Annotated in this window: 21 protein-coding genes; 6 read left to right on the forward strand and 15 right to left on the reverse strand. The window is 53.4% G+C overall.

The window, feature by feature from the left end:
- Window positions 1–41: 41 nt before the first annotated feature.
- Together FHW71_RS13080 and FHW71_RS13085 are read left to right on the forward strand one after the other, a co-directional pair.
- Window positions 42–485, forward strand: a complete 444-nt coding sequence (locus FHW71_RS13080; protein WP_101763056.1) for an antitoxin Xre-like helix-turn-helix domain-containing protein — start codon at window positions 42–44, stop codon at window positions 483–485.
- Window positions 482–943, forward strand: a complete 462-nt coding sequence (locus FHW71_RS13085) for an RES domain-containing protein (protein WP_179451827.1) — start codon at window positions 482–484, stop codon at window positions 941–943. Before FHW71_RS13080 ends, FHW71_RS13085 begins: the two co-directional genes overlap by 4 nt.
- A 69-nt stretch (window positions 944–1,012) precedes the next feature.
- Here the strand turns inward: FHW71_RS13085 and ssb1 are convergent, their stop codons facing one another.
- Window positions 1,013–1,567: a single-stranded DNA-binding protein SSB1 gene (ssb1, locus tag FHW71_RS13090; protein ID WP_008109965.1), complete on the reverse strand. Its 555-nt coding sequence runs from the start codon at window positions 1,565–1,567 to the stop codon at window positions 1,013–1,015.
- A gap of 222 nt (window positions 1,568–1,789) precedes the next feature.
- Here ssb1 and uvrA point away from each other — a divergent pair, with 222 nt between their 5' ends.
- The gene (gene uvrA / locus FHW71_RS13095; RefSeq protein WP_008109963.1) at window positions 1,790–4,618 is read left to right on the forward strand and encodes an excinuclease ABC subunit UvrA; all 2,829 of its coding nucleotides are present in this window, start codon (window positions 1,790–1,792) and stop codon (window positions 4,616–4,618) included.
- Window positions 4,619–4,829: 211 nt separating this feature from the next.
- Entirely contained in the window at window positions 4,830–5,894 is a 1,065-nt protein-coding gene (locus tag FHW71_RS13100) for an NAD(P)-dependent alcohol dehydrogenase (protein WP_179451826.1), read from the forward strand.
- Between the two features lie 6 nt (window positions 5,895–5,900).
- Here the strand turns inward: FHW71_RS13100 and FHW71_RS13105 are convergent, their stop codons facing one another.
- The 7 genes from FHW71_RS13105 to dnaB all read right to left on the reverse strand — a co-directional run bounded on the left by FHW71_RS13105 (window position 5,901) and on the right by dnaB (window position 12,610).
- Window positions 5,901–6,251, reverse strand: coding sequence for an MmcQ/YjbR family DNA-binding protein (locus FHW71_RS13105; protein ID WP_008109961.1), 351 nt, complete (start codon window positions 6,249–6,251; stop codon window positions 5,901–5,903).
- A gap of 3 nt (window positions 6,252–6,254) precedes the next feature.
- Window positions 6,255–6,671, reverse strand: coding sequence for a secondary thiamine-phosphate synthase enzyme YjbQ (locus FHW71_RS13110; protein ID WP_061718371.1), 417 nt, complete (start codon window positions 6,669–6,671; stop codon window positions 6,255–6,257).
- A 108-nt stretch (window positions 6,672–6,779) separates the two neighbouring features.
- Window positions 6,780–8,315: a catalase gene (locus FHW71_RS13115; RefSeq protein ID WP_218889274.1), complete on the reverse strand. Its 1,536-nt coding sequence runs from the start codon at window positions 8,313–8,315 to the stop codon at window positions 6,780–6,782.
- A gap of 183 nt (window positions 8,316–8,498) precedes the next feature.
- Complete coding sequence (locus FHW71_RS13120; RefSeq protein WP_179451825.1) at window positions 8,499–9,692, reverse strand: amino acid aminotransferase; 1,194 nt, start codon at window positions 9,690–9,692, stop codon at window positions 8,499–8,501.
- Window positions 9,693–9,740: 48 nt separating this feature from the next.
- Window positions 9,741–10,355, reverse strand: coding sequence for a YitT family protein (locus FHW71_RS13125; RefSeq protein ID WP_008109953.1), 615 nt, complete (start codon window positions 10,353–10,355; stop codon window positions 9,741–9,743).
- 228 nt (window positions 10,356–10,583) lie between these two features.
- The gene (locus tag FHW71_RS13130) at window positions 10,584–11,075 is read right to left on the reverse strand and encodes an Lrp/AsnC family transcriptional regulator (protein ID WP_008109951.1); all 492 of its coding nucleotides are present in this window, start codon (window positions 11,073–11,075) and stop codon (window positions 10,584–10,586) included.
- Window positions 11,076–11,203: 128 nt separating this feature from the next.
- Window positions 11,204–12,610: a replicative DNA helicase gene (dnaB, locus tag FHW71_RS13135; protein ID WP_036649986.1), complete on the reverse strand. Its 1,407-nt coding sequence runs from the start codon at window positions 12,608–12,610 to the stop codon at window positions 11,204–11,206.
- Window positions 12,611–12,683: 73 nt separating this feature from the next.
- Here dnaB and FHW71_RS13140 point away from each other — a divergent pair, with 73 nt between their 5' ends.
- Window positions 12,684–13,667 (forward strand): quinone oxidoreductase, encoded by a 984-nt coding sequence (locus FHW71_RS13140; RefSeq protein ID WP_154194861.1) that lies wholly within the window; start codon window positions 12,684–12,686, stop codon window positions 13,665–13,667.
- A gap of 194 nt (window positions 13,668–13,861) precedes the next feature.
- On the opposite strand, the gene pspG is transcribed toward FHW71_RS13140, so the two are convergent.
- The 3 genes from pspG to traF all read right to left on the reverse strand — a co-directional run bounded on the left by pspG (window position 13,862) and on the right by traF (window position 16,698).
- On the reverse strand, window positions 13,862–14,128 hold the full coding sequence (gene pspG / locus FHW71_RS13145; protein WP_008109948.1) for an envelope stress response protein PspG: 267 nt from the start codon (window positions 14,126–14,128) through the stop codon (window positions 13,862–13,864).
- Between the two features lie 223 nt (window positions 14,129–14,351).
- Window positions 14,352–15,350 carry a tRNA dihydrouridine(20/20a) synthase DusA gene (gene dusA / locus FHW71_RS13150; protein WP_179451824.1) on the reverse strand — a complete coding sequence of 333 codons (999 nt, stop codon included), beginning with the start codon at window positions 15,348–15,350 and terminating at the stop codon, window positions 14,352–14,354.
- A 97-nt stretch (window positions 15,351–15,447) separates the two neighbouring features.
- Window positions 15,448–16,698, reverse strand: a complete 1,251-nt coding sequence (gene traF / locus FHW71_RS13155; RefSeq protein ID WP_154154733.1) for a conjugal transfer protein TraF — start codon at window positions 16,696–16,698, stop codon at window positions 15,448–15,450.
- A gap of 451 nt (window positions 16,699–17,149) precedes the next feature.
- Here traF and zur point away from each other — a divergent pair, with 451 nt between their 5' ends.
- Window positions 17,150–17,668, forward strand: a complete 519-nt coding sequence (zur, locus tag FHW71_RS13160) for a zinc uptake transcriptional repressor Zur (protein ID WP_008109945.1) — start codon at window positions 17,150–17,152, stop codon at window positions 17,666–17,668.
- A 75-nt stretch (window positions 17,669–17,743) separates the two neighbouring features.
- Here zur and FHW71_RS13165 read toward each other — a convergent pair whose 3' ends face one another.
- From FHW71_RS13165 to FHW71_RS13180, 4 genes are all read right to left on the reverse strand, one after another.
- Entirely contained in the window at window positions 17,744–17,956 is a 213-nt protein-coding gene (locus FHW71_RS13165) for a CsbD family protein (protein ID WP_008109944.1), read from the reverse strand.
- Between the two features lie 164 nt (window positions 17,957–18,120).
- Entirely contained in the window at window positions 18,121–19,443 is a 1,323-nt protein-coding gene (gene dinF / locus FHW71_RS13170; RefSeq protein WP_179451823.1) for an MATE family efflux transporter DinF, read from the reverse strand.
- Window positions 19,444–19,579: 136 nt separating this feature from the next.
- Window positions 19,580–20,194, reverse strand: coding sequence for a transcriptional repressor LexA (gene lexA, locus FHW71_RS13175; protein ID WP_008109941.1), 615 nt, complete (start codon window positions 20,192–20,194; stop codon window positions 19,580–19,582).
- A gap of 105 nt (window positions 20,195–20,299) precedes the next feature.
- Window positions 20,300–20,668, reverse strand: coding sequence for a diacylglycerol kinase (locus FHW71_RS13180; RefSeq protein ID WP_179451822.1), 369 nt, complete (start codon window positions 20,666–20,668; stop codon window positions 20,300–20,302).
- Window positions 20,669–20,791: the final 123 nt, after the last annotated feature.

Here is a 20,791-nt window from a genome sequence, read left to right on the forward strand (position 1 = left end):
TCAATAATAGAGTATGACATTTGTCAGACCTGGAGAATCTTATGAGAGCCTACATTCCTGATGGCAAATCACATGACAATGCACTTTGGCGCTTTGCTGGCTTACCCCCACGCGGATTGGAGCTAACTCGCATGCTTGAGGCGGGCTTGCCGGTCGCGGTGATTGATGACATTCGTCATTGGTCGGCAATGAGTAGAGCCGAAATTATGAAGGTCACTGGCATCAATGAGCGAAATATTGCCCGCCGTAAAAGCGCAGGTAAAAGCTTGTCACCCGATGAGAGCGAACGCATAGCCCGCTTCGTCCGAGTGATGGATGCAGCCGTTCAATTGTTTGGTGGTAATAAAGAAGATGCTACGCAATGGTTAAGCCGGCCGGTCAAAGGATTAGGCAACATTGCACCTATTACCTTGCTAGCCACTGAAAGCGGCGCACTGGATGTGCTCGATTTGATTGGCCGTTTGGAGCATGGTGTCTTCTCGTGATTTTCTATCGGCTAACCAAAACGCTATACGCTTCTGAAGCCTGGACCGGCAACGGTGCGAAACAGTACGGTGGCCGCTGGAATCACAAAGGCCACCCAACCATTTATGTCGCGACCTCGGTTTCACTTGCCGCGCTTGAAGTGCTGGTGCACGTTTCGAACGAGTCGATTTTGGATGAGTACACTTTATTCAGCATCGAGATTCCTGACGATGAAGTCTCCTATATTGCAGAAGAATTCTTGCCAACCGATTGGCGACAGGATCCTGCTCCGGTTTCGACTATGGATTTAGGTACAGGTTGGCTTCAATCGGGGCAAGGTGCAGCGTTGATTATTCCCTCAAGCATTATTCCGATGGAAAATAATGCGATATTGAACCCGGAGCATCCGGTATTTGATAGTTATCTGTCAAGCGTAAAGAAGTTGCCGTTTGCATTCGATAAACGATTGATAAAATAAAAAATCCTTTTTTTGAATAACAAAAAGCCCCGCATGCGGGGCTCTTAACAGATACGACGTTCTGTATTTTTAGAACGGAATATCGTCGTCAAAATCCATTGGCGGTTCGTTGTTGGCTGGTGCGCTCTGCTGCTGTGGACGCTGTTGCGCGCCGCCGCTGAACTGGTTACCACCGCCCTGCGGCTGCTGTTGTGGCTGCTGTGGCTGGCCCCAACCGTTGTTATTGCCGCCGCCCTGGCCGCCCGAAGGTGCGCCACCTGCGTTTGCGCCCTGCTGACGTCCGCCCAGCATCTGCATGGTGCCGCCAACGTTAACTACCACTTCAGTGGTGTATTTTTCCTGGCCGGCCTGATCGGTCCATTTGCGGGTACGCAGCTGGCCTTCGATGTAAACCTGAGAACCTTTACGCAGGTATTCGCCAGCGACTTCCGCCAGCTTGCCGAAGAGCACAACGCGGTGCCATTCAGTGATCTCTTTGTTTTCACCGGTTGTCTTGTCGCGCCAGCTCTCTGACGTGGCCAGCGTAATGTTGGCTACCGCGCCACCATTTGGCATGTAGCGCACTTCCGGATCCTGACCCAGATTCCCGACTAGAATCACTTTGTTTACGCCACGACTGGCCATGTTGCTGTCTCCCGATGAGTTGATGCTAAAAGTCTAAGCGAAAAATTGTATCACGTCACATTGGCGTGTGCCCACTTTAGAGCGGGATTCCAAAATTTATCGGCGGACAGAATAGCAAAAACACTGGATATTTATTCAGTTTATTTTTTGTGCCATAATGGACCGTTTCTGCTGGTCGTGCTGGCAAGGCATGGCGAGTGTTGTTCAATCCGGGAAAGGTGAATGGATAAGATCGAAGTCCGCGGTGCTCGCACCCATAATTTGAAGAACATCAACCTGATCATCCCTCGCGATAAGCTCATTGTGGTCACCGGTCTGTCAGGTTCCGGTAAGTCTTCGCTGGCGTTTGATACTCTGTATGCGGAAGGCCAGCGTCGCTATGTCGAGTCGCTTTCGGCCTATGCGCGCCAGTTTCTTTCATTAATGGAGAAACCGGATGTTGACCATATTGAAGGTCTTTCGCCCGCCATCTCCATTGAGCAGAAATCGACTTCGCATAACCCGCGTTCCACCGTCGGCACCATTACTGAAATTCATGACTATCTGCGCCTGCTGTTTGCACGCGTGGGTGAGCCGCGCTGTCCGGATCACGACGTTCCACTGGCGGCGCAAACCGTGAGCCAGATGGTTGATCAGGTGCTGTCGCAGGAAGAAGGCCGTCGTCTGATGCTGCTGGCGCCAGTGGTGAAAGATCGCAAAGGCGAACACACCAAAACGCTGGAAAACCTCGCCGCGCAGGGCTATATCCGTGCGCGTATCGATGGTGAAGTGTGCGACCTGTCGGATCCGCCGAAACTGGAGTTGCAGAAGAAACACACCATTGAAGTGGTGATTGACCGCTTCCGCGTGCGCGACGATCTGGCAACGCGTCTGGCCGAATCCTTCGAGACCACGCTAGAACTGAGCGGTGGTACGGCGATCGTCGCCGATATGGATGATACCAGCGCCGAAGAGATGCTGTTCTCGGCCAACTTTGCCTGCCCGATTTGTGGCTACAGCATGCGTGAACTCGAACCGCGCCTGTTCTCGTTCAACAATCCGGCCGGTGCCTGCCCGACCTGTGATGGCCTGGGCGTGCAGCAATATTTCGATCCCGATCGTGTGGTGCAAAATCCCGAGCTGTCGCTTGCGGGCGGCGCCATTCGCGGCTGGGATCGCCGTAACTTCTACTACTTCCAGATGCTGCGCTCGCTGGCTGAGCATCTGCAATTCGATGTCGAAGCCCCGTTCAACAGCCTGAGCGACAACGCGCGCAATGTGATTCTGTACGGTTCCGGCAAAGAGAATATCGAATTCAAATACATCAACGATCGCGGTGACACTTCGGTGCGTCGCCATCCGTTTGAAGGCGTGCTGCACAACATGGAGCGCCGTTATAAAGAGACGGAATCCAACGCGGTGCGTGAAGAGCTGGCGAAATTTATCAGCAACCGCGCCTGTGCCAGCTGTGAAGGCACGCGTCTGCGTCGTGAAGCGCGCCATGTTTTTGTCGAAGACACCAACCTGCCAACCATCTCAGAAATGAGCATCGGCCATGCGATGGATTTCTTCGCCAACATGAAGCTGAGCGGCCAGCGTGCGCAGATCGCGGAAAAAATCCTTAAGGAGATTGGCGATCGTCTGAGCTTCCTGGTGAACGTCGGCCTGAATTATCTGTCGATGTCACGCTCGGCGGAAACGCTGTCCGGTGGTGAAGCGCAGCGTATTCGTCTGGCCAGCCAGATTGGTGCCGGTTTGGTTGGCGTGATGTACGTGCTGGATGAACCGTCCATCGGCTTGCATCAGCGTGACAACGAACGCCTGCTCGGCACGCTGATTCACCTGCGCGATCTCGGTAACACGGTGATTGTGGTGGAGCACGATGAGGATGCGATTCGTGCCGCTGACCACGTGATCGATATCGGTCCGGGCGCTGGCGTGCACGGTGGTCAGGTGGTTGCGGAAGGCGATGTGCACGCGATCATGGCGAATGAAAATTCCCTGACTGGCCAGTTCCTCAGCGGCAAACGTGAAATTGCGATCCCTAAACAGCGCGTCAAAGGCGATCCCGCTAAAGTGCTGAAACTGACCGGTGCGCGCGGTAACAACCTCAAAGATGTCACGCTGACGATTCCGGTCGGCTTGTTTACCTGCATCACTGGCGTGTCCGGCTCGGGTAAATCAACGCTGATCAACGATACCCTGTTCCCGATTGCGCAGCGCCAGCTCAACGGCGCGACCACCATCGAAGCCGCGCCGTATCGTGAGATCGCCGGTCTCGAGCATTTCGATAAAGTGATCGATATCGATCAAAGCCCAATTGGCCGTACGCCACGATCGAATCCCGCGACCTATACCGGCATTTTCACGCCGGTACGTGAGCTGTTCGCCGGTGTGCCGGAAGCGCGTTCACGCGGCTACAATCCGGGCCGCTTTAGCTTCAACGTGCGCGGCGGACGCTGCGAAGCCTGTCAGGGCGATGGCGTGATCAAGGTAGAAATGCACTTTCTGCCGGACATCTACGTGCCGTGCGATCAGTGCAAAGGCAAACGCTATAACCGCGAAACGCTGGAGATCAAATACAAAGGTAAGAGCATTCACGAAGTGCTGGATATGACCATCGAAGAAGCGCGCGAGTTCTTTGATGCGGTGCCGGCGCTGGCGCGTAAGCTGCAAACGCTGATCGATGTTGGACTGTCGTATATCCGCCTCGGTCAGTCGGCGACCACGCTCTCGGGCGGTGAAGCGCAGCGCGTTAAGCTGGCGCGTGAGCTGTCTAAACGTGGCACCGGCCAGACGCTCTATATCCTTGATGAGCCGACCACCGGTCTGCACTTTGCGGATATTCAGCAACTGCTGGAAGTGCTGCATCAGCTACGCGATCAGGGCAACACCATCGTGGTGATTGAGCACAACCTCGACGTGGTGAAAACCGCAGACTGGATTGTCGATCTTGGCCCGGAAGGCGGCAGCGGCGGCGGTGAAATCCTGGTATCCGGTACGCCAGAAACGGTGGCGGAGTGTGAAAAATCACACACGGCGCGTTTCCTTAAGCCAATGTTGAAGAAGTAATTTTCGCCCAGGCCCGCCATTGCGGGCCTGATTTTTTTCTGCCGAATTCCGCAACGAAATGCAGGAACAGGCAAGAATCAGACAACTTCAGGCATATACGCATTCCATCCTGCTGACTATCCTTACAGCGTTCCTTTTGGCGTAACTCACGCGCCTTTTATCCCTTACGGGATCCCGCATAAAACTCACGACACATCCTACTGGAGACACCATGAATATTACGCATGCCTATGCCGCACAGGACGCGAAAGCAAAACTCGCCCCGTTCGACTTTAAGCCACGCGAACTGCGCGCTCATGATGTGCAGATTGAAGTGTTGTACTGCGGCGTCTGCCACTCTGACCTGCATACCGCGCGCAACGAATGGCGCAACACCATTTTCCCTGTAGTGCCGGGCCATGAAATTGTGGGTCGCGTCACTGCCGTTGGCGCGCATACGCACCACTACAAAGTGGGTGATTTGGTGGGCGTTGGTTGTATGGTTGATTCCTGCCGCAGCTGTCCAAGCTGTCAGGAAGGGCTGGAGCAGTATTGCGAAAATGGCTTTGTTGGCACTTATAACGGTGAAGACCGTGAAACCAAAGCCATCACCTACGGCGGTTACTCCACCAGCATGGTGGTAGATGAAAGCTTCGTGCTGCGCGTTCCAGAGAATCTCGATCTGGCGGGCGTTGCGCCGCTGCTGTGTGCTGGTATCACCACTTACTCGCCGCTGCGCCACTGGAATGTTGGTCCGGGTAAAAAAGTCGGTATCGTTGGTTTGGGCGGCCTTGGTCACATGGGCGTGAAACTGGCTCATGCGATGGGCGCACATGTGGTGCTGTTCACCACGTCACCGTCAAAAATTGAAGATGGTAAACGCCTCGGCGCTGATGAAGTGGTGATTTCGAAAGATGCCGATCAAATGGCAGCGCACACCAACAGCTTTGACTTCATCCTGAACACGGTTGCGGCGCAGCACGATCTCAACCCGTTCATCGCACTGTTGAAGCGTGATGGCAACATGACGCTGGTCGGCGCACCGGAGCACGATCATCCGGCACCGCAGGTCTTCAACCTGATCTTCAAACGTCGCAGCATCGCCGGTTCACTGATTGGCGGCATCGCGGAAACCCAGGAGATGCTGGATTTCTGCGGCGAGCACGGTATCACTTCAGATATCGAACTGATCGCGATGAATCAAATCAACGAAGCCTACGAACGTATGCTGAAAAGCGACGTGAAATACCGCTTCGTTATTGATATCAATACCCTGCGCGAGGAATCTGCGGCTTAATCCGCCTCAGTGGTCATCATGGTTGACGCCCGCTTCACGCGTGGCGTCAGCCTGTTGCCAGGAAGCATCCACCAGATAGTAAATCTGCGAATCCTTCAGCGAACCGTCCAGCCATAACGTGCTCCAGTGCGACTTGTTTAAGTGCTCGCTGGGAAACACATCGTTATGCTCCTCACGTAATAATTCCGCCAGTGCGGGCGTTGCTTTCAGCGACAAAGCCGGACGCCCTTTGACCTCATAAAGCATGGCAAACAGCACGCCTTCACTTTTAATCTGCGTCGCCTGCCAGCACTCTTTAAAGCTTTGCTCCGCGCCCGGCTTGCTCATGCAGTACGTCAGTAAATCCGATGTGTTCATGTTTTATTCCCCTTGTAAGGTCGCCACGATACGCCGCGCACCGCCCTGCACCCGATGCTCACCCAACCAGATTCCCTGCCATGTGCCTAACATCAGGCGACCACGGTTGACCGGAATCAGGAGCGAAACGCCGAGTAGCGACGATTTGATGTGTGCAGGCATGTCGTCGGCCCCTTCGTAGTCGTGCTGATAAGGCGCACTTTCCGGAACATGGCGTAAGAAATGCTGCTCCATATCGCTGCGCACAGTGGGATCGCAATTCTCATTTAGCGTTAGAGACGCCGATGTGTGTTGCAGTAGGAGATGCAATTGGCCGACGCGCACATCGGATAAGCCGTGAAGCTGGCCGACAATCTCGTCGGTAATCAGATGAAAGCCGCGCGCTTTAGCGCCAAGCGTAAGCGTTTGTTGATGCCACATGCCAGAATCCTATAAGTAATCACACCGTTTAAGTGTGCAGCATGTCGGCGAAAGGTAAACCCTGAAGAGAGGAAAAAGCGGCAGAGCGTGAACTCTGCCGCCTGAAGGTTAGTCGCTCAGCTTAGCGGCCATGGTTTTGATGCTGCCCACATCATCTTTAGTGATAGCAGCCAGACGCTCGCCGTACTCTTTATCGGCCTTGTAGAAATACGACAGCATAATGGCGCGGCTCTGCACATCCACACCTTTCAGCGCGCCGCCCAGAGAATTGATCAGATCGGTTTTCTCTTTGTCGTTAAAGGAACGATACAGATCGCCCGCCTGCTTAAAGTTCTGCGTTTTAGCGATCATCGCCTGCTGCGTAGTGCCGCTCAGCGGGCTGTGACTATAACGTGCGCTCTGCAGCTCTTCGCGCGGATAGATACGGCTTGGCTGATAGTTCACGCCATGATCGTCAGCTTTGCCGCTGTTCATCGCGCCATCCTGATTGCCGTTACTCACCGGCACGCGCGGCACGTTGACCGGCAACGTCAGGCCATTAGCGCCCAAGCGGTGCATCTGGGTATCGGCGTAGGAGAACAAGCGGCCCTGCAGCAGGCGATCTTCTGATGGCTCAATGCCCGGCACCAGATTCGACGGTGCCATCGCTACCTGCTCGGTTTCCTGGAAGAAGTTATCCACGTTGCGGTTCAGTTCCATCTGGCCGACTTTCACTTCAGCGATACCCGGCCAGATTTTGGTGGCGTCCAGCGGGTTGAAGTCGAACTTATCGAGATCGCTGGCTTTGATGGTTTGAATATAGAGATCCCATTTCGGGAAGGCTTTGTTGTTGATCGATGCCACTAAATCCTCGGTCATGTGGCTGAAGGTGCCGCTTTGAATTGCCGCCACTTCGCCTGGATCGAGGTTCTTCTCGCCCTGCAGAGTTTTCCAGTGGAATTTCACATAGTGCACTTCGCCTTTCGCGTTGACGAACTTATAGGCGTGCACGCTGTTGCCATCCATCTGACGATAGTTTGCTGGCGTACCCATGTTGGAGAACAGCATGGTCAGGCCGTGCGTGGCTTCTGGTACATGTGAGAAGAAATCAAAGGTGCGAGCGTCATTGCCAAGGTTGGTGCGTGGATCGGGCTTAAATGCGTGCACCATGTCCGGGAATTTAATCGCGTCGCGGATGAAGAACACCGGCAGGTTATTGCCGACTAAATCCCAGTTGCCCTGGCTGGTGTAAAACTTTGTGGCAAAACCGCGCGGATCGCGCAGCGTTTCTGGAGAATGTTTGCTGTGAACAACTGAAGAGAAACGCACAAATACCGGCGTTACGCTGCCCGGTTTGAACACTTCGGCAATGGTTAAGTCACTGATGTCCTTGCTGGCGCGGAACTCGCCGTGTGCGCCGGTACCGCGTGCATGAACCACGCGCTCTGGAATGCGTTCACGGTCAAAGCGCTGCAGCTTTTGGATTAACTGCACGTCCTGCAGCAGCACCGCACCATGCTCGCCTGCGGTTTGAGAATTCTGGTTATCACCAACCGGCGCGCCGTTATCGCGCGTGAGTTCGGTGCTATAAGCCGGAACAGAGAAAGCTAACGCAAGTGCAATAGCCGTGGGTTTGATGAGGTAAGAACGGGTTTTAAGGGTCATGAGCATGCTTCCTTGTGCATAAAATTCGCGATTATGATGTCGCGCTCAGCCATTTTTTAGGCTGGAGAATCTTTACATTCAAGGAGTTAAGCGCTAACAAGACCAGTCTCGATTATCCTTAACAAATAAGTTAAAAAAAAACCGCCAGCCTGCGCCGACGGTTTTTAATCATCAAATTCTGACTTACATCACTGCGGCAAACGCCTCAGCAACCTGGTTGACGTTACGGCTGTTCAGGCCCGCAACGCACATGCGGCCGCTGGCAATCAGGTAGACGCCGAACTCATCGCGCAGACGATCAACCTGCTGCGCGCTCAGACCGGTGTAGCTGAACATACCGCGCTGCTTCAGCAGGTAATCAAAGTTTTGACCCGGCAGCTTGGTGCTCAACACATTCACCAGCGCCTGGCGCATTTCGATAATGCGCAGACGCATCGCTTCCACTTCTGCCAGCCAGTTATTCAGCAGCGCTTCGTCGTTCAGCACGCAGGAAACCACCTGCGCACCAAAGTTTGGCGGGCTGGAGTAGTTGCGGCGCACGGTCGCTTTCAGCTGACCCAGCACACGCGCAGACTCTTCCGCGCTGTCGCAGACAATGGACAAGCCGCCAACACGCTCGCCGTACAGCGAAAAGATCTTGGAGAACGAGTTGCTCACCAGCGCTGGCAAGCCGGCAGCCGCAATGGCGCGAATCGCATAAGCATCCGCTTCCATGCCCGCGCCAAAGCCCTGATAAGCGATATCGAGGAACGGAATCAGCTCCTGCGCTTTCAGCACTTCGGTAGTCTCGTCCCACTGCGCGTTGGTCAGATCGGCGCCGGTTGGGTTGTGGCAGCACGGATGCAGCAGCACGATGGATTGTTTCGGCAAGGTTTTCAGCTTGGCGATGAACGCATCAAACTTCACGCCGTTGGTTTCTGCGTCGTACCACGGATAAGTCTCTACATCAAAGCCCGCACCGTTGAAGATCGCGATATGGTTTTCCCACGTTGGATCGCTCACCCACACGTTTGAGGCTGGGAAATAACGCTTGAGGAAATCAGCACCGACTTTCAGCGCGCCTGAGCCACCTAAGGTCTGGATGGATGCAATATGGCCCGCTTGCAGCATCGGATGTTCTTTACCGAACAGCAGCGGTGCAATGGCGTTACGGTAAGCGTTCAGACCTTCCATCGGCAGATACAGCGACGCCTGATGCGGCTGCGCCTGCAGGTGCTCTTCTGCTGCGGCAACCGCCTGCAGCTGAGGAATGATGCCCGCTTCGTTGTAATAGAGACCGATGCTCAGGTTTACTTTGTTATCACGCGGATCTTGTTTGAAGGTTTCCATCAACGACAGAATCGGATCGCCGGCATAGGCATCAACGTTTTGAAACACGGTGCAGATCTCCATGATTGGTCATAAATAAGAGGTAAAGATGCGTCATCAAACCATGTAACGGCCGGGACGATGATTCATTGCGATGATGAGATTGAGGATCACCGCGCCCGCGATTGAAGCAAACAGCATCGGTAACGACACCACAAACAGTGACGCTAATACCACGCAGGTATCAACCGCCATTTGCAGTTTTCCGGCACGCAGACCGATGCGGTCCTGCAGCCAGAGCGCCAAAATATTGATGCCGCCGAGGCTGGCTTTGTGACGGAACAACACTATAAACCCAATGCCCATCACCACGTTACCGAACAGTGTCGCATAAAACGGATTTAGCGCAGAAAAATGCACAAACAGCGGATGCAAATGGGTGAACAGCGACACCAGTCCAACGGCGCAGAAGGTTTTCAGGGTAAATTCCCAGCCCATGCGGCGCACGGCCAGCCAGTAAAATGGCAGGTTGATCAGGAAGAAGGCGCTACCGAAGGAGAGCGGTGACAAATAGCTGATTAAGAAGGCAATACCCGCTGAACTTCCGGTCAGTGCGCCGGCCTGTTTCAGCATAATGACGCCGAAAGAGACCATCAGCGTGCCGAGCACGATTGCCAGCGCATCTTCAATCAGCGAATGGGGAACTTTGGTGGGTTGAACAACGTTATCCATGGGTTAATCTCATTGCAAATGATGCGGTTCAAATGCAAAAAACGCACCACATCGGCGACGTATGCGCGCCGCCGATGGGTGCCAGCGATTATCCAATTGATAACTAAGGCGCTTTATTGCAGGTTTTTGTGCATCAATTGAGACTCAAACCATCAACCCATGCACAAATCTGTTTTCTGGTGCGCGTTTTTTGCATTATTAAGGCAATAATTGCACCAGATTAGCACATCACGCACTTTTTTGGCGCGTTTTGTGCTGCGGGATCATCATCAAACCGTTCTCTTTTAAACGGCTCAATACCACGGACGTTTTCACGTGCGCCACGCTTTGATGGCCAGCCACTAGCTGGCTGATTAGCGCGCTCAGAGAAGCCAGATCGGCCACCGCTACTTTCAGCAGATAATCAGCATCGCCGGTGGTTTTAAAGGCATCGACGATGGCGGCTTCTTCTTCCACCATGCGATGAAAACTCTCTTCATAATCGGGCGTATGATTTTTCAATCGCACTTCAATCAATCCCACCATGCCAAGGCCTACCGCATCGGGCGAGAGGCGCGCGTGATAGCCGAGAATGAGATTGGCCTGCTCAAGATTGATGCGGCGGCGTGAACATTGCGATGCCGAAAGTCCGACTAAATCACTGAGTTCCTGGTTGGTGAGGCGTCCGTTAGATTGTAATAATGTCAATATCTTAAGGTCGTGATCGTCTACCTGAGTCATTCTGTTTCCACAGCGAAATAAGGGGCGCTTTGCTACAGATAACCTGATTAAAGCCGGGGTTGTCCAACACTATTTTCTGATGACGTGAAATGCATGCACAAAACGTGCATGCATCCGGGTTGAAAGGGTTATTCGTCGTCGTATTGCGGGCCAGCGTAGTTATCAAAGCGCGACCATTGGCCATTAAAGGTCAAACGTACCGTACCGATCGGGCCGTTACGCTGCTTGCCGAGGATGATCTCGGCGATGCCTTTAAGATCGCTGTTTTCGTGATACACCTCGTCACGATAAATGAACATGATCAAGTCGGCATCCTGCTCGATCGAGCCTGATTCACGCAGATCCGAGTTCACCGGACGCTTATCCGCACGTTGTTCCAGTGAGCGGTTCAGCTGCGACAGCGCCACCACCGGCACATTCAGCTCTTTCGCCAGCGCTTTGAGCGAGCGCGAGATCTCGGCGATCTCCAGCGTACGGTTGTCGGACAGCGCAGGCACGCGCATCAGCTGCAGGTAGTCGATCATGATCAGGCTCAACCCGCCGTTTTCGCGGAAAATGCGGCGCGCGCGTGAACGCACTTCAGTTGGCGTCAGGCCAGAAGAGTCATCAATAAACATGTTCTTCTTCTCGAGCAAAATCCCCATGGTGGCGGAAATGCGCGCCCAATCTTCATCTTCCAGCTGACCGGTACGAATACGCGTCTGATCCACGCGCGACAGTGACGCCAGCATACGCATCATCAGCTGTTCGCTGGGCATCTCCAGACTGAAAATCAGCACGGGCTTGTCCTGCAACATCGCGGCGTTTTCGCACAAATTCATGGCGAAGGTGGTTTTACCCATCGAAGGACGCGCCGCGACGATAATCAGATCCGAGCCCTGTAGACCGGCGGTTTTTTTGTTCAAATCCTGATAGCCGGTATCGACGCCGGTCACGCCGTCGTGCGGCGTTGAAACTAGCGACTCAATACGCGAAACCGTGGCTTCGAGGATCTGCTCGATGTTCTGCGGGCCTTGATCTTTATTGGCGCGCTGCTCAGCAATTTTGAAAACGTTGGATTCGGCGAAGTCGAGCAGATCTTCACTGCTCCGTCCTTGCGGATCGTAACCGGCATCGGCGATTTGGTTCGCCACCGAGATCATCTCGCGTACTACTGCACGTTCGCGCACGATATCGGCATAAGCACCGATGTTCGCCGCACTTGGCGTATTCTTTGCCAGCTCGGCCAGATAGGCGAAGCCGCCGGCCATCTCTAATTCGCCCAGCGTTTCCAGCGATTCAGAGAGTGTAATCAGGTCGATCGGCTGGCCCGCTTCCAGCAAACGCTGCATTTCCGTGAAGATCATGCGGTGCGAGCGGTTGAAGAAATCATTGGCGACAACGCGTTCAGAAACGTTGTCCCAGCGCTGGTTATCCAGCATCAACCCACCGAGCACCGACTGCTCCGCTTCTATGGAATGCGGCGGCATTTTCACGCCTTCCAGCTGCCGATCGCGGGGTTCGTTCGATTTGTTGGTGGGTTTATTTCCTGCCATAGTGAATGCATTACCGATCGTGAAAGGGACGCGCAAGTATAACGTCCCAGGATGAACAATCACAGGAGTCAGAATGGCAAAGCGTATTCAGTTCAACCAACACGGCGGCCCAGATGTGCTGCAATGGGTCGATTTCGAATTAGCCGATCCCGCCGAGCACGAAGTGCAGGTGGAAAACAAGGCGATTGGCATTAACTACATTGATACCTACGTGCGCAGCGGTTTATATCCACAAAGTAGTTTCCCTTCCGGCTTGGGCACCGAAGCGGCCGGCGTGGTGAAGCGCGTGGGATCGGCGGTGACGCGTTTTAAGGCGGGCGATCGCGTGGTCTATTGCCAGGCCGCGCTCGGTGCGTATAGCGAAGTGCACAATGTGGCGGAAGATCGTCTGGTGATCTTGCCGGACAGCATCTCCTTTGAGCAAGGCGCGGCCTCTTTCCTTAAAGGGTTAACCGTGCAGTATCTGCTGCGCCAAACCTATAAAGTAAAAGCCGATGAAATCTTCCTGTTCCATGCCGCAGCCGGTGGCGTGGGTTTGATCGCATGCCAATGGGCCAAAGCGCTCGGCGCACATCTGATTGGCACTGTAGGTTCCGCAGAGAAAGCGAAGATTGCCAAAGATGCCGGCGCCTGGGCGACGATCAACTATCGCGAAGAGGATATTGCGAAGCGCGTCAGCGAATTGACCAACGGCGAGAAAGTGGCCGTAGTGTATGACTCGGTGGGAAAAGATACCTGGGAACCTTCGCTGGATAGCCTGCGTCGCCACGGATTAATGGTCAGCTTTGGTAATGCATCGGGTCCGGTAACCGGCGTTGATCTTGGCATTCTCAATAAGAAAGGCTCGCTGTTCGTCACTCGCCCTTCGCTGTTCGGCTACATCACCAATCGTGCAGAACTAGATGCCGCCAGCAATGAATTGTTCTCATTGATCGCCAGCCGGGCAATTCAGCTTAATGTGTCAGAGCAGCAGAAATTTGCCTTGCGTGACGCGGTGCGCGCGCATCAGGTGCTGGAGAGCCGCGCAACTCAGGGTTCCAGCCTGTTGATTCCCTGATCGCTAAATGCAAACGGGGCTTCCCGTAGGAAGCCCCTTTTTCTTTCTTTTTTATAGTTCGCGCTGGTGTAGGGACAGCGGCGATGAATTCGTTTGAAACAACGCCAATCATCCTGACAGAAAACATAAGTAAAAAATATGTTTAAATGCGGAATTATTCTAAGCAATTTCCGAGTCTGTGATCCTCACCGCAATTAACGCCAATCCCTTCTATCTAAGTCACTGATTTTTCTTTTCAGCCTGCGCAATTTTGCCTCACCTGAAGGCGTGGTAAATGCGCGATAAAGCCATACAACAGCAACGGCCAGCACCAGCCATGGCAACACTTTGATAACAATTGCCAGCAATCCGCCAAAGAACATCAAAGCGGTCGCCACCACCAATGCCGCAATCACGCCCAGCAATGAAACGCCGGTGAACAGCAGCATCAGAAAAAAGCCGATAACAAATAGAATTTCCACGAAGGCTCTCCTGTGTAAGTAACATCAGGAACATTACAAGATGCGTGCCAACTTATAAACTTGGTTAACTGTTTGAATATGTTGGATAAGGTATGAGTGAAGGCTTGAAAGGATGATGAAAAAAACTAATTTATGGCGCAGAAAAAACCATCCTGCTGGCCTTGATGTGCGCATGAATGCGCACCCTACAAAAGCCGGAACGCTCCGGCTTGCCTGACGATAATTACATCACTTCCTGCGGGATCTTATCCGCTACCAACGCTAACGCCGCTTCCAGCACGCGCACATCGGCGCCGGGTTTATGGGCGTTTTCACTTAAATAGCGACGCCACTGGCGAGCACCGGGAATGCCCTGGAACAGGCCAAGCATATGGCGCGTAACATGGCCGAGGTACATGCCTTTGGATAATTCAGCTTCAATGTACGGATACATTGAGCGCACCACTGCCACCGGATCGACACGCGGCGTATCGCGGCCAAACAGTTCGCGGTCAATCTGCGCCAGAATACCCGGATTCTGATAGGCTTCGCGCCCCATCATCACGCCATCCATATGCTGCAGATGCAGTTTAGCTTCTTCCAGGGTTTTGATGCCGCCATTAATCGCCATGGTCAACGCCGGGAAGTCGCGCTTCAATTGGTATACGCGTGGATAATCGAGCGGCGGGATCTCGCGATTCTCTTTCGGACTCAAACCGGAAAGCCAGGCTTTGCGCGCGTGGATAATAAAGGTATCGCAGCCGCCCTGTTGCGCCACGGTGCCAATAAAATCACACAGGAATTCGTAGCTGTCCTGCTCATCAATGCCGATACGGGTTTTCACCGTCACCGGAATGCTCACCACATCGCGCATCGCTTTAATGCAGTCGGCAACCAGCGCCGCATCGCCCATCAGGCAAGCTCCAAAACGGCCATTCTGTACGCGATCGGATGGACAACCCACGTTGAGGTTGATCTCATCATAGCCACGCTCTTCTGCCAGCTTTGCGCACTGCGCCAGCGCGGCGGGATCGCTACCACCCAACTGCAGCGCCAGCGGATGCTCTTCCTCGCTGTAAGCCAGATAGTCGCCTTTACCGTGGATGATCGCGCCGGTCGTCACCATTTCGGTGTATAGCAGCGTGTCGCCGCTCAACTGACGGTGGAAATAACGACAGTGACGATCGGTCCAGTCGAGCATTGGGGCGATGGAAAAACGTTGCGAGGAGAAAGTATCGGTCATGAAACGCAGTAAATCCGCAGTAAGTTAAGTGATGAGAAACTGCGCAATCATATCACAGCAAAACGGGCGGCACAGCCGCCCGTTATCAGACGGGGAATTAGAAGTTAAATCCGAGCTGCAGCATCGCACCCACGGTATTGTCTTTACCCACAGAACCGGCCAGATCAAGATGAACGGTATTGTTGAACGGTGACACACCCAAACCAGCGGTGAACACGTCAGTATCGTTCGACTTCAGATCGGCACGATAACCGGCGCGCAGCGCCAGCCAATCCAGTACACGATACTCCGCACCTACGCCAGCATACTGGCTGCTGTCTTCCGATTTGAAGCGCTTGGTTTCAGTCAGATCAACATCACCGGCCAGCGTGAACGGCCCGTTATTCCAGGAAAGCCCGGTCGTAACCAGTGGACGTATTTGGTAAGTATCGCGGTAGCCGTTCACCTCTTTGGTGTCGATATCGCGCGAGATCAGGTTTTGCCCGGTCACACCGAAGGTCCAGTTCTCACCGAAATCCGTTGCAACGCCAGCATCCACGTTGAAACCGGTATCGCTGCTGCGATAGCGGCTGTTGTTGATGTCGCTCTTGTCGTAGTTGTAGATACTCGCGGTGTAGTTATACAGCCAGGTTTTCTGCAGCTTTGGCGTCACGCCGACAGAAACCGGATGGCCAGCAATCGAGAACTCATGCGCAACTGACACGCCATAATCGGTGACCAGAGCCGCCAAGCCATTGGCGCTAGAGCGCAAGTTATCTTCATCACCTGGAACAGGAATTCTTGACCCATCGGCAACAGCGCGCAGGTAGGCAATATCGCTATCCGCTACGTTGGCGCGCACGTGCGCAGTACCGTACGCCTTAGTGATAAAGGCAAAAGGTAAGGTTTCATTTGGAACGGTGACGGCCAGGGCTACGCCCGCCGTTGCGTTGGCTTTATTGCCGCGCAGATCGCTGAGCTGGTTAGCCATATCGCCCGCGGCAGCCTTCAACTGCGGGTAACCATTGAGGTAATCGGCAAAGGTCAGGTTATCGATTACGTCCTGATAACGATCAACGGTATCAGTGATGTCATCGACGCGGTCGATCAATTTGTCTTTATCAGTAACCTGTGCACCGGCTGAAGGAAAAATGATGCTGACGTTATCTTCAGGTTGCGCTTTGGTCATCAATGCTGGGTTAGCCAGCACTGCGGAACTCCAGGTGGAAGAGGCTACGCCGGTACCGCCCATTGCGTCGTTACGCGCGTCATACCATGTACCTGCTGCCAGAGCTGAGGAAGAAAGAAATACTGCATTCAAACCAACAAGATAAGCTACTTTTTTGTGCCTGAATATTGTCTTCACCATGAGCCTGCCATCACCTTTGAAATGTCGCTGAATCACTCACCGACTGAAAGTTTAGTTAGCCGCTATTCTGAACCCTGGCTAACGCTTCATTGCTGTGAATTAAAAGGAAATAGCACTGCTATTCGCAGAATTGGATGCGTAAGCACCATTCCGCTGTGTTTTTATGCAGAAAAATTAACAGTGAGTAAATTGATACCAGAAATTACTTAAGACCTTTTGAACCATAGACGCTAACCCGGTGAGTTGCAAAGCAAAATCCGTGCAGCCGTTGCGCTGCCTGCCGGTACGCATTTTTCAGAAATGTTGATTGCAACAAAATTGATTGAAAAACAGGAAGGGTAATCGATTGATTGGTGGGAATTTTCTGTAGGAATTTAAGTAAAATAAGCAATCACAGCAGCGTAAAAATTTGTGTGATAAAATAACATCACCTGCAACCCGGAGAATGCCTATGTCAAACCTCACGCCAGAACAACTTCTTACCCAGGCTGAATCACTTTGCCTTGATCGCGGCGTGCGCCTCACCACTCAGCGCGCGGAAGTGCTGCGCTTGATGGCAGAGCAGAATGGTTCGATAAGCGCTTACGATTTGCTGGATCAGCTGCGTGTCAGTGAACCGCAAGCTAAACCGCCCACCATTTATCGCGCGCTGGATTTCCTGCTAGAACAGGGATTTATTCATCGCGTTGAGTCGAATAACAGTTATGTGGTTTGTCATCATTTTGATGAGCCGGCACATACTTCAGTGATGTTGGTGTGTGACGGTTGCGCGGCAGTGACTGAAAAACATGCTCATGGTGTGGAAAAGACCATTGCTTCGTTAGCGGATCAGGCGGGATTTTCTCTGCGTCATACTGTAATTGAGGCGCATGGCCTGTGTGAGAACTGCGCAGAAGTGGCGGCTTGCACGCATCATGAAAGCTGCGAGCATGACCATCAGGTTGAGGGGAAAAAACGGGTAAGAAAATAGAGAGGCACGTCCTTGTGCCGGGCCAATCACTACGCTAAATGATTGGCGGGTAGGAGCATCTTCCTTAAGGGGCGATTACCAGCGGTAATCTTTATTGGTGCTTTCCCAGTCCTTAACTTCTTGCTCGGCCTGGTCTTTCGCATAACCGTAGCGCTCCTGGATTTTACCGACCAACTGATCGCGTTTACCTTCGATCACCGTCATGTCGTCATCCGTAAGCTTGCCCCACTTCTCTTTAAATTTCCCTTTAAACTGCTTCCAGTTTCCGCTCGCTTCGTCTTTGTTCATAATAATCCTCCACTTCATCCTGAGTGAGATAGATACATCGCCTATCTATCTGGCAATATACCCACACAACGCGCTACTCATGTGCGCCGTATAAGGTAATTGTAGTAGCCGTTTCGCAGTTTGCAGAGAATTACAGATTAATCTGTAGGTTACGCTTCGCTTATTCAGGCGTTGAACCAGCTATCACGTTGCCAGTGACCGCGCCAGATCAGCCACAGCGTCAGTCCGCGTAGCGCCAGGAACACCGTCACTGCCAGCCATAAACCGTGATTGCCGAGCCACGGCAATGTGAGCAGCGATACACCGTAGCCGAGTGCCGCCATCACCATGCTGTTACGCATCTCACGGCCGCGCGTCGCGCCGATAAACATGCCATCCAGCAGATAACACCAAACGCCAACCAGCGGCAGAATCACCTGCCAAATCAGATAGCGATCGGCCATCTCGCGTAGCGCTTCCAGTGACGTCAGCATCGCCACAATCTGCGGACCGGTGAACGCATAAATCAGCGCAAAGATTGCTGCAACGAAGCAAGCCTGACGACAAGCCGCATGCCAAATCAGCAACAGCCGACTGCGATCTTTGGCCCCAACCGCTTCACCCGAACAGGCTTCAACCGCGTAGGCAAATCCATCCAGCGCGTATGCGGTAAAAGTGAGGAACATCAACAGTACCGCATTGACCGCCACCACATCCGGGCCAATTCGAGCACCAAGGATGGTGAGTGAGGCGAAGCAAATTTGCAGCATTAAAGAACGCAGCATAATGTCGCGATTGAGGCGGAATAGCCGCGCCGCATCGCCGCGCCAGCTACTTTTAAGCAGAGTAAAGTGGATACCGCGCATTTTCAGCACGCGCGCTACCATCCACAAACCCACGCCCAGCGTGACATATTCTGCCAGCGCGGTAGCCGCCGCCGCGCCAGCCACACCCCAATGCAGCTTTAGTACGAACAGCAGATCAAGCAGGATATTCACTAGATTGCCGATGATCAGCAACACCATCGGTGCCCGCGCATATTGGACGCCCAGCAGCCAGCCAAGAATCACCAAATTGGCTAAGGTTGCGGGCGCACTCAGCCAGCGAATCTCAATAAAGATTTTCGCCTGCTGCTGTACTTCCGGGCTGCCGCCCATCAAGGCTGCTGCCAGACTGCTTACAGGCGTTCGCAACACCATAAACAGCACGCCAAAAATTAGCGCAATCAGCAGCGGTTGCGTCAAGGCGCGCGCCAGCGCAGCTTTGTCGTTGGCGCCAAATGCCTGAGCGGTCAATCCGGTGGTGCTCATGCGCAGGAATAGCAGAAGCATAAAGATGAAGCTGGTCGCTGTTGTGCCCACGGCGACGCCCCCGAGATAAATCGGGCTATCGAGATGACCAATAACAGCGGTATCCACCACGCCCAGTAACGGGACGGTGATATTTGACAGGATCATCGGCAGCGCTAGCCGCCAGAGTGTTTTATCTGAAGAGGAAAACAGCTGCATCAGCCCATTCCGTTGTGTGCGGTAATCAGCGTAATGGCGCCAGCGTGAGCCGCAGAAAGAGTCACAGAGAAGTAAAACAGCAGACTGCGGTCAGCGCAAATTCACACCGCCGCAGTTGGGGAGGATCAGAAACTGATCAGAGCCACTCGCCGTTACGTACAATCCCGACAGCTAAACCTTCAACAGTTAGTGACTGCTCACGGGTATCAACAACAATCGGCTGGAAATCGGTGTTTTCCGGCAGCAGATGAACAATCGCGCCCTGCTTTTTCCAGCGTTTCACGGTGACTTCATCATCAATGCGTGCCACGACGACCTGCCCGTTACGCACTTCCTGCGTTTTATGCACCGCTAACAGATCGCCATCCATAATGCCGATATCTTTCATCGACATACCGCTTACACGCAGCAGGAAATCGGCACTTGGTTTAAACAGATTCGCATCCACCTGATAGTGGGCTTCAATATGTTCCTGCGCCAGCAAGGGTTCACCGGCAGCGACGCGGCCAATCAGCGGCAGCCCTTCGCTCGGTTCTTCTTCCATTAGCAAACGAATCCCGCGCGATGCGCCGGAAACAATTTCAATTACGCCTTTACGCGCCAGCGCTTTCAGATGCTCTTCAGCAGCATTGGGCGAGCGAAAACCCAGTTGCGCAGCAATTTCCGCACGCGTTGGCGGCATGCCCGTCTGGTTAATATGGTCGCGAATCAGGTCATAGACCTGTTGCTGCCGTGCAGTTAACGCTTTCATCCCGCCCCCTGGTTGTTTATACAGTCGCTGTGAGTATATACAGGTATTCGCGAAATGAAAACCGTAACAGAGGGAAAAATCAGCGGTTTGATGAATCTGGAATCCCTATCTCAAATGCGTCCAGAGCAGCGCGATCCAGACGAACACAGCCAGTAAGATAGTCAGCAATACGGCGGCCGATCCCATATCTTTAGCGCGGCCCGCGAGCGGATGTTGCTCCTGCCCGATGCGGTCGACCACCGCTTCGATAGCGCTATTAAGGATCTCAACGATGATAACCAGCACTACCGAGCCAATCATCAATATGCGGGAGATGGTATCTACATCCAGCCAGCACGCCACGAGAATGGCCACCAGCGCGGCGACAGCTTCCTGCCGAAATGCGGCTTCGTGCTGCCATGCGGCACGCAGGCCCTGCCAGGAATAACCGGCGGCTTTCACTATTCTTACTAAACCGGTGACGTTATTTGCCATGTCTATGGAACCCTTGAACTATTTTGACGTCAATGTGTGGGCAGTATGAGGCGGCAGAGCCACAGACCTTCGCTGCGCTTTCTGGTATGCTTGCCGCGCTTTGCTAACAAGAGGCTTAAAGTT

Source organism: Enterobacter sp. Sphag1F, assembly GCF_014193275.1.
GTDB lineage: Bacteria > Pseudomonadota > Gammaproteobacteria > Enterobacterales > Enterobacteriaceae > Pantoea > Pantoea symbiotica.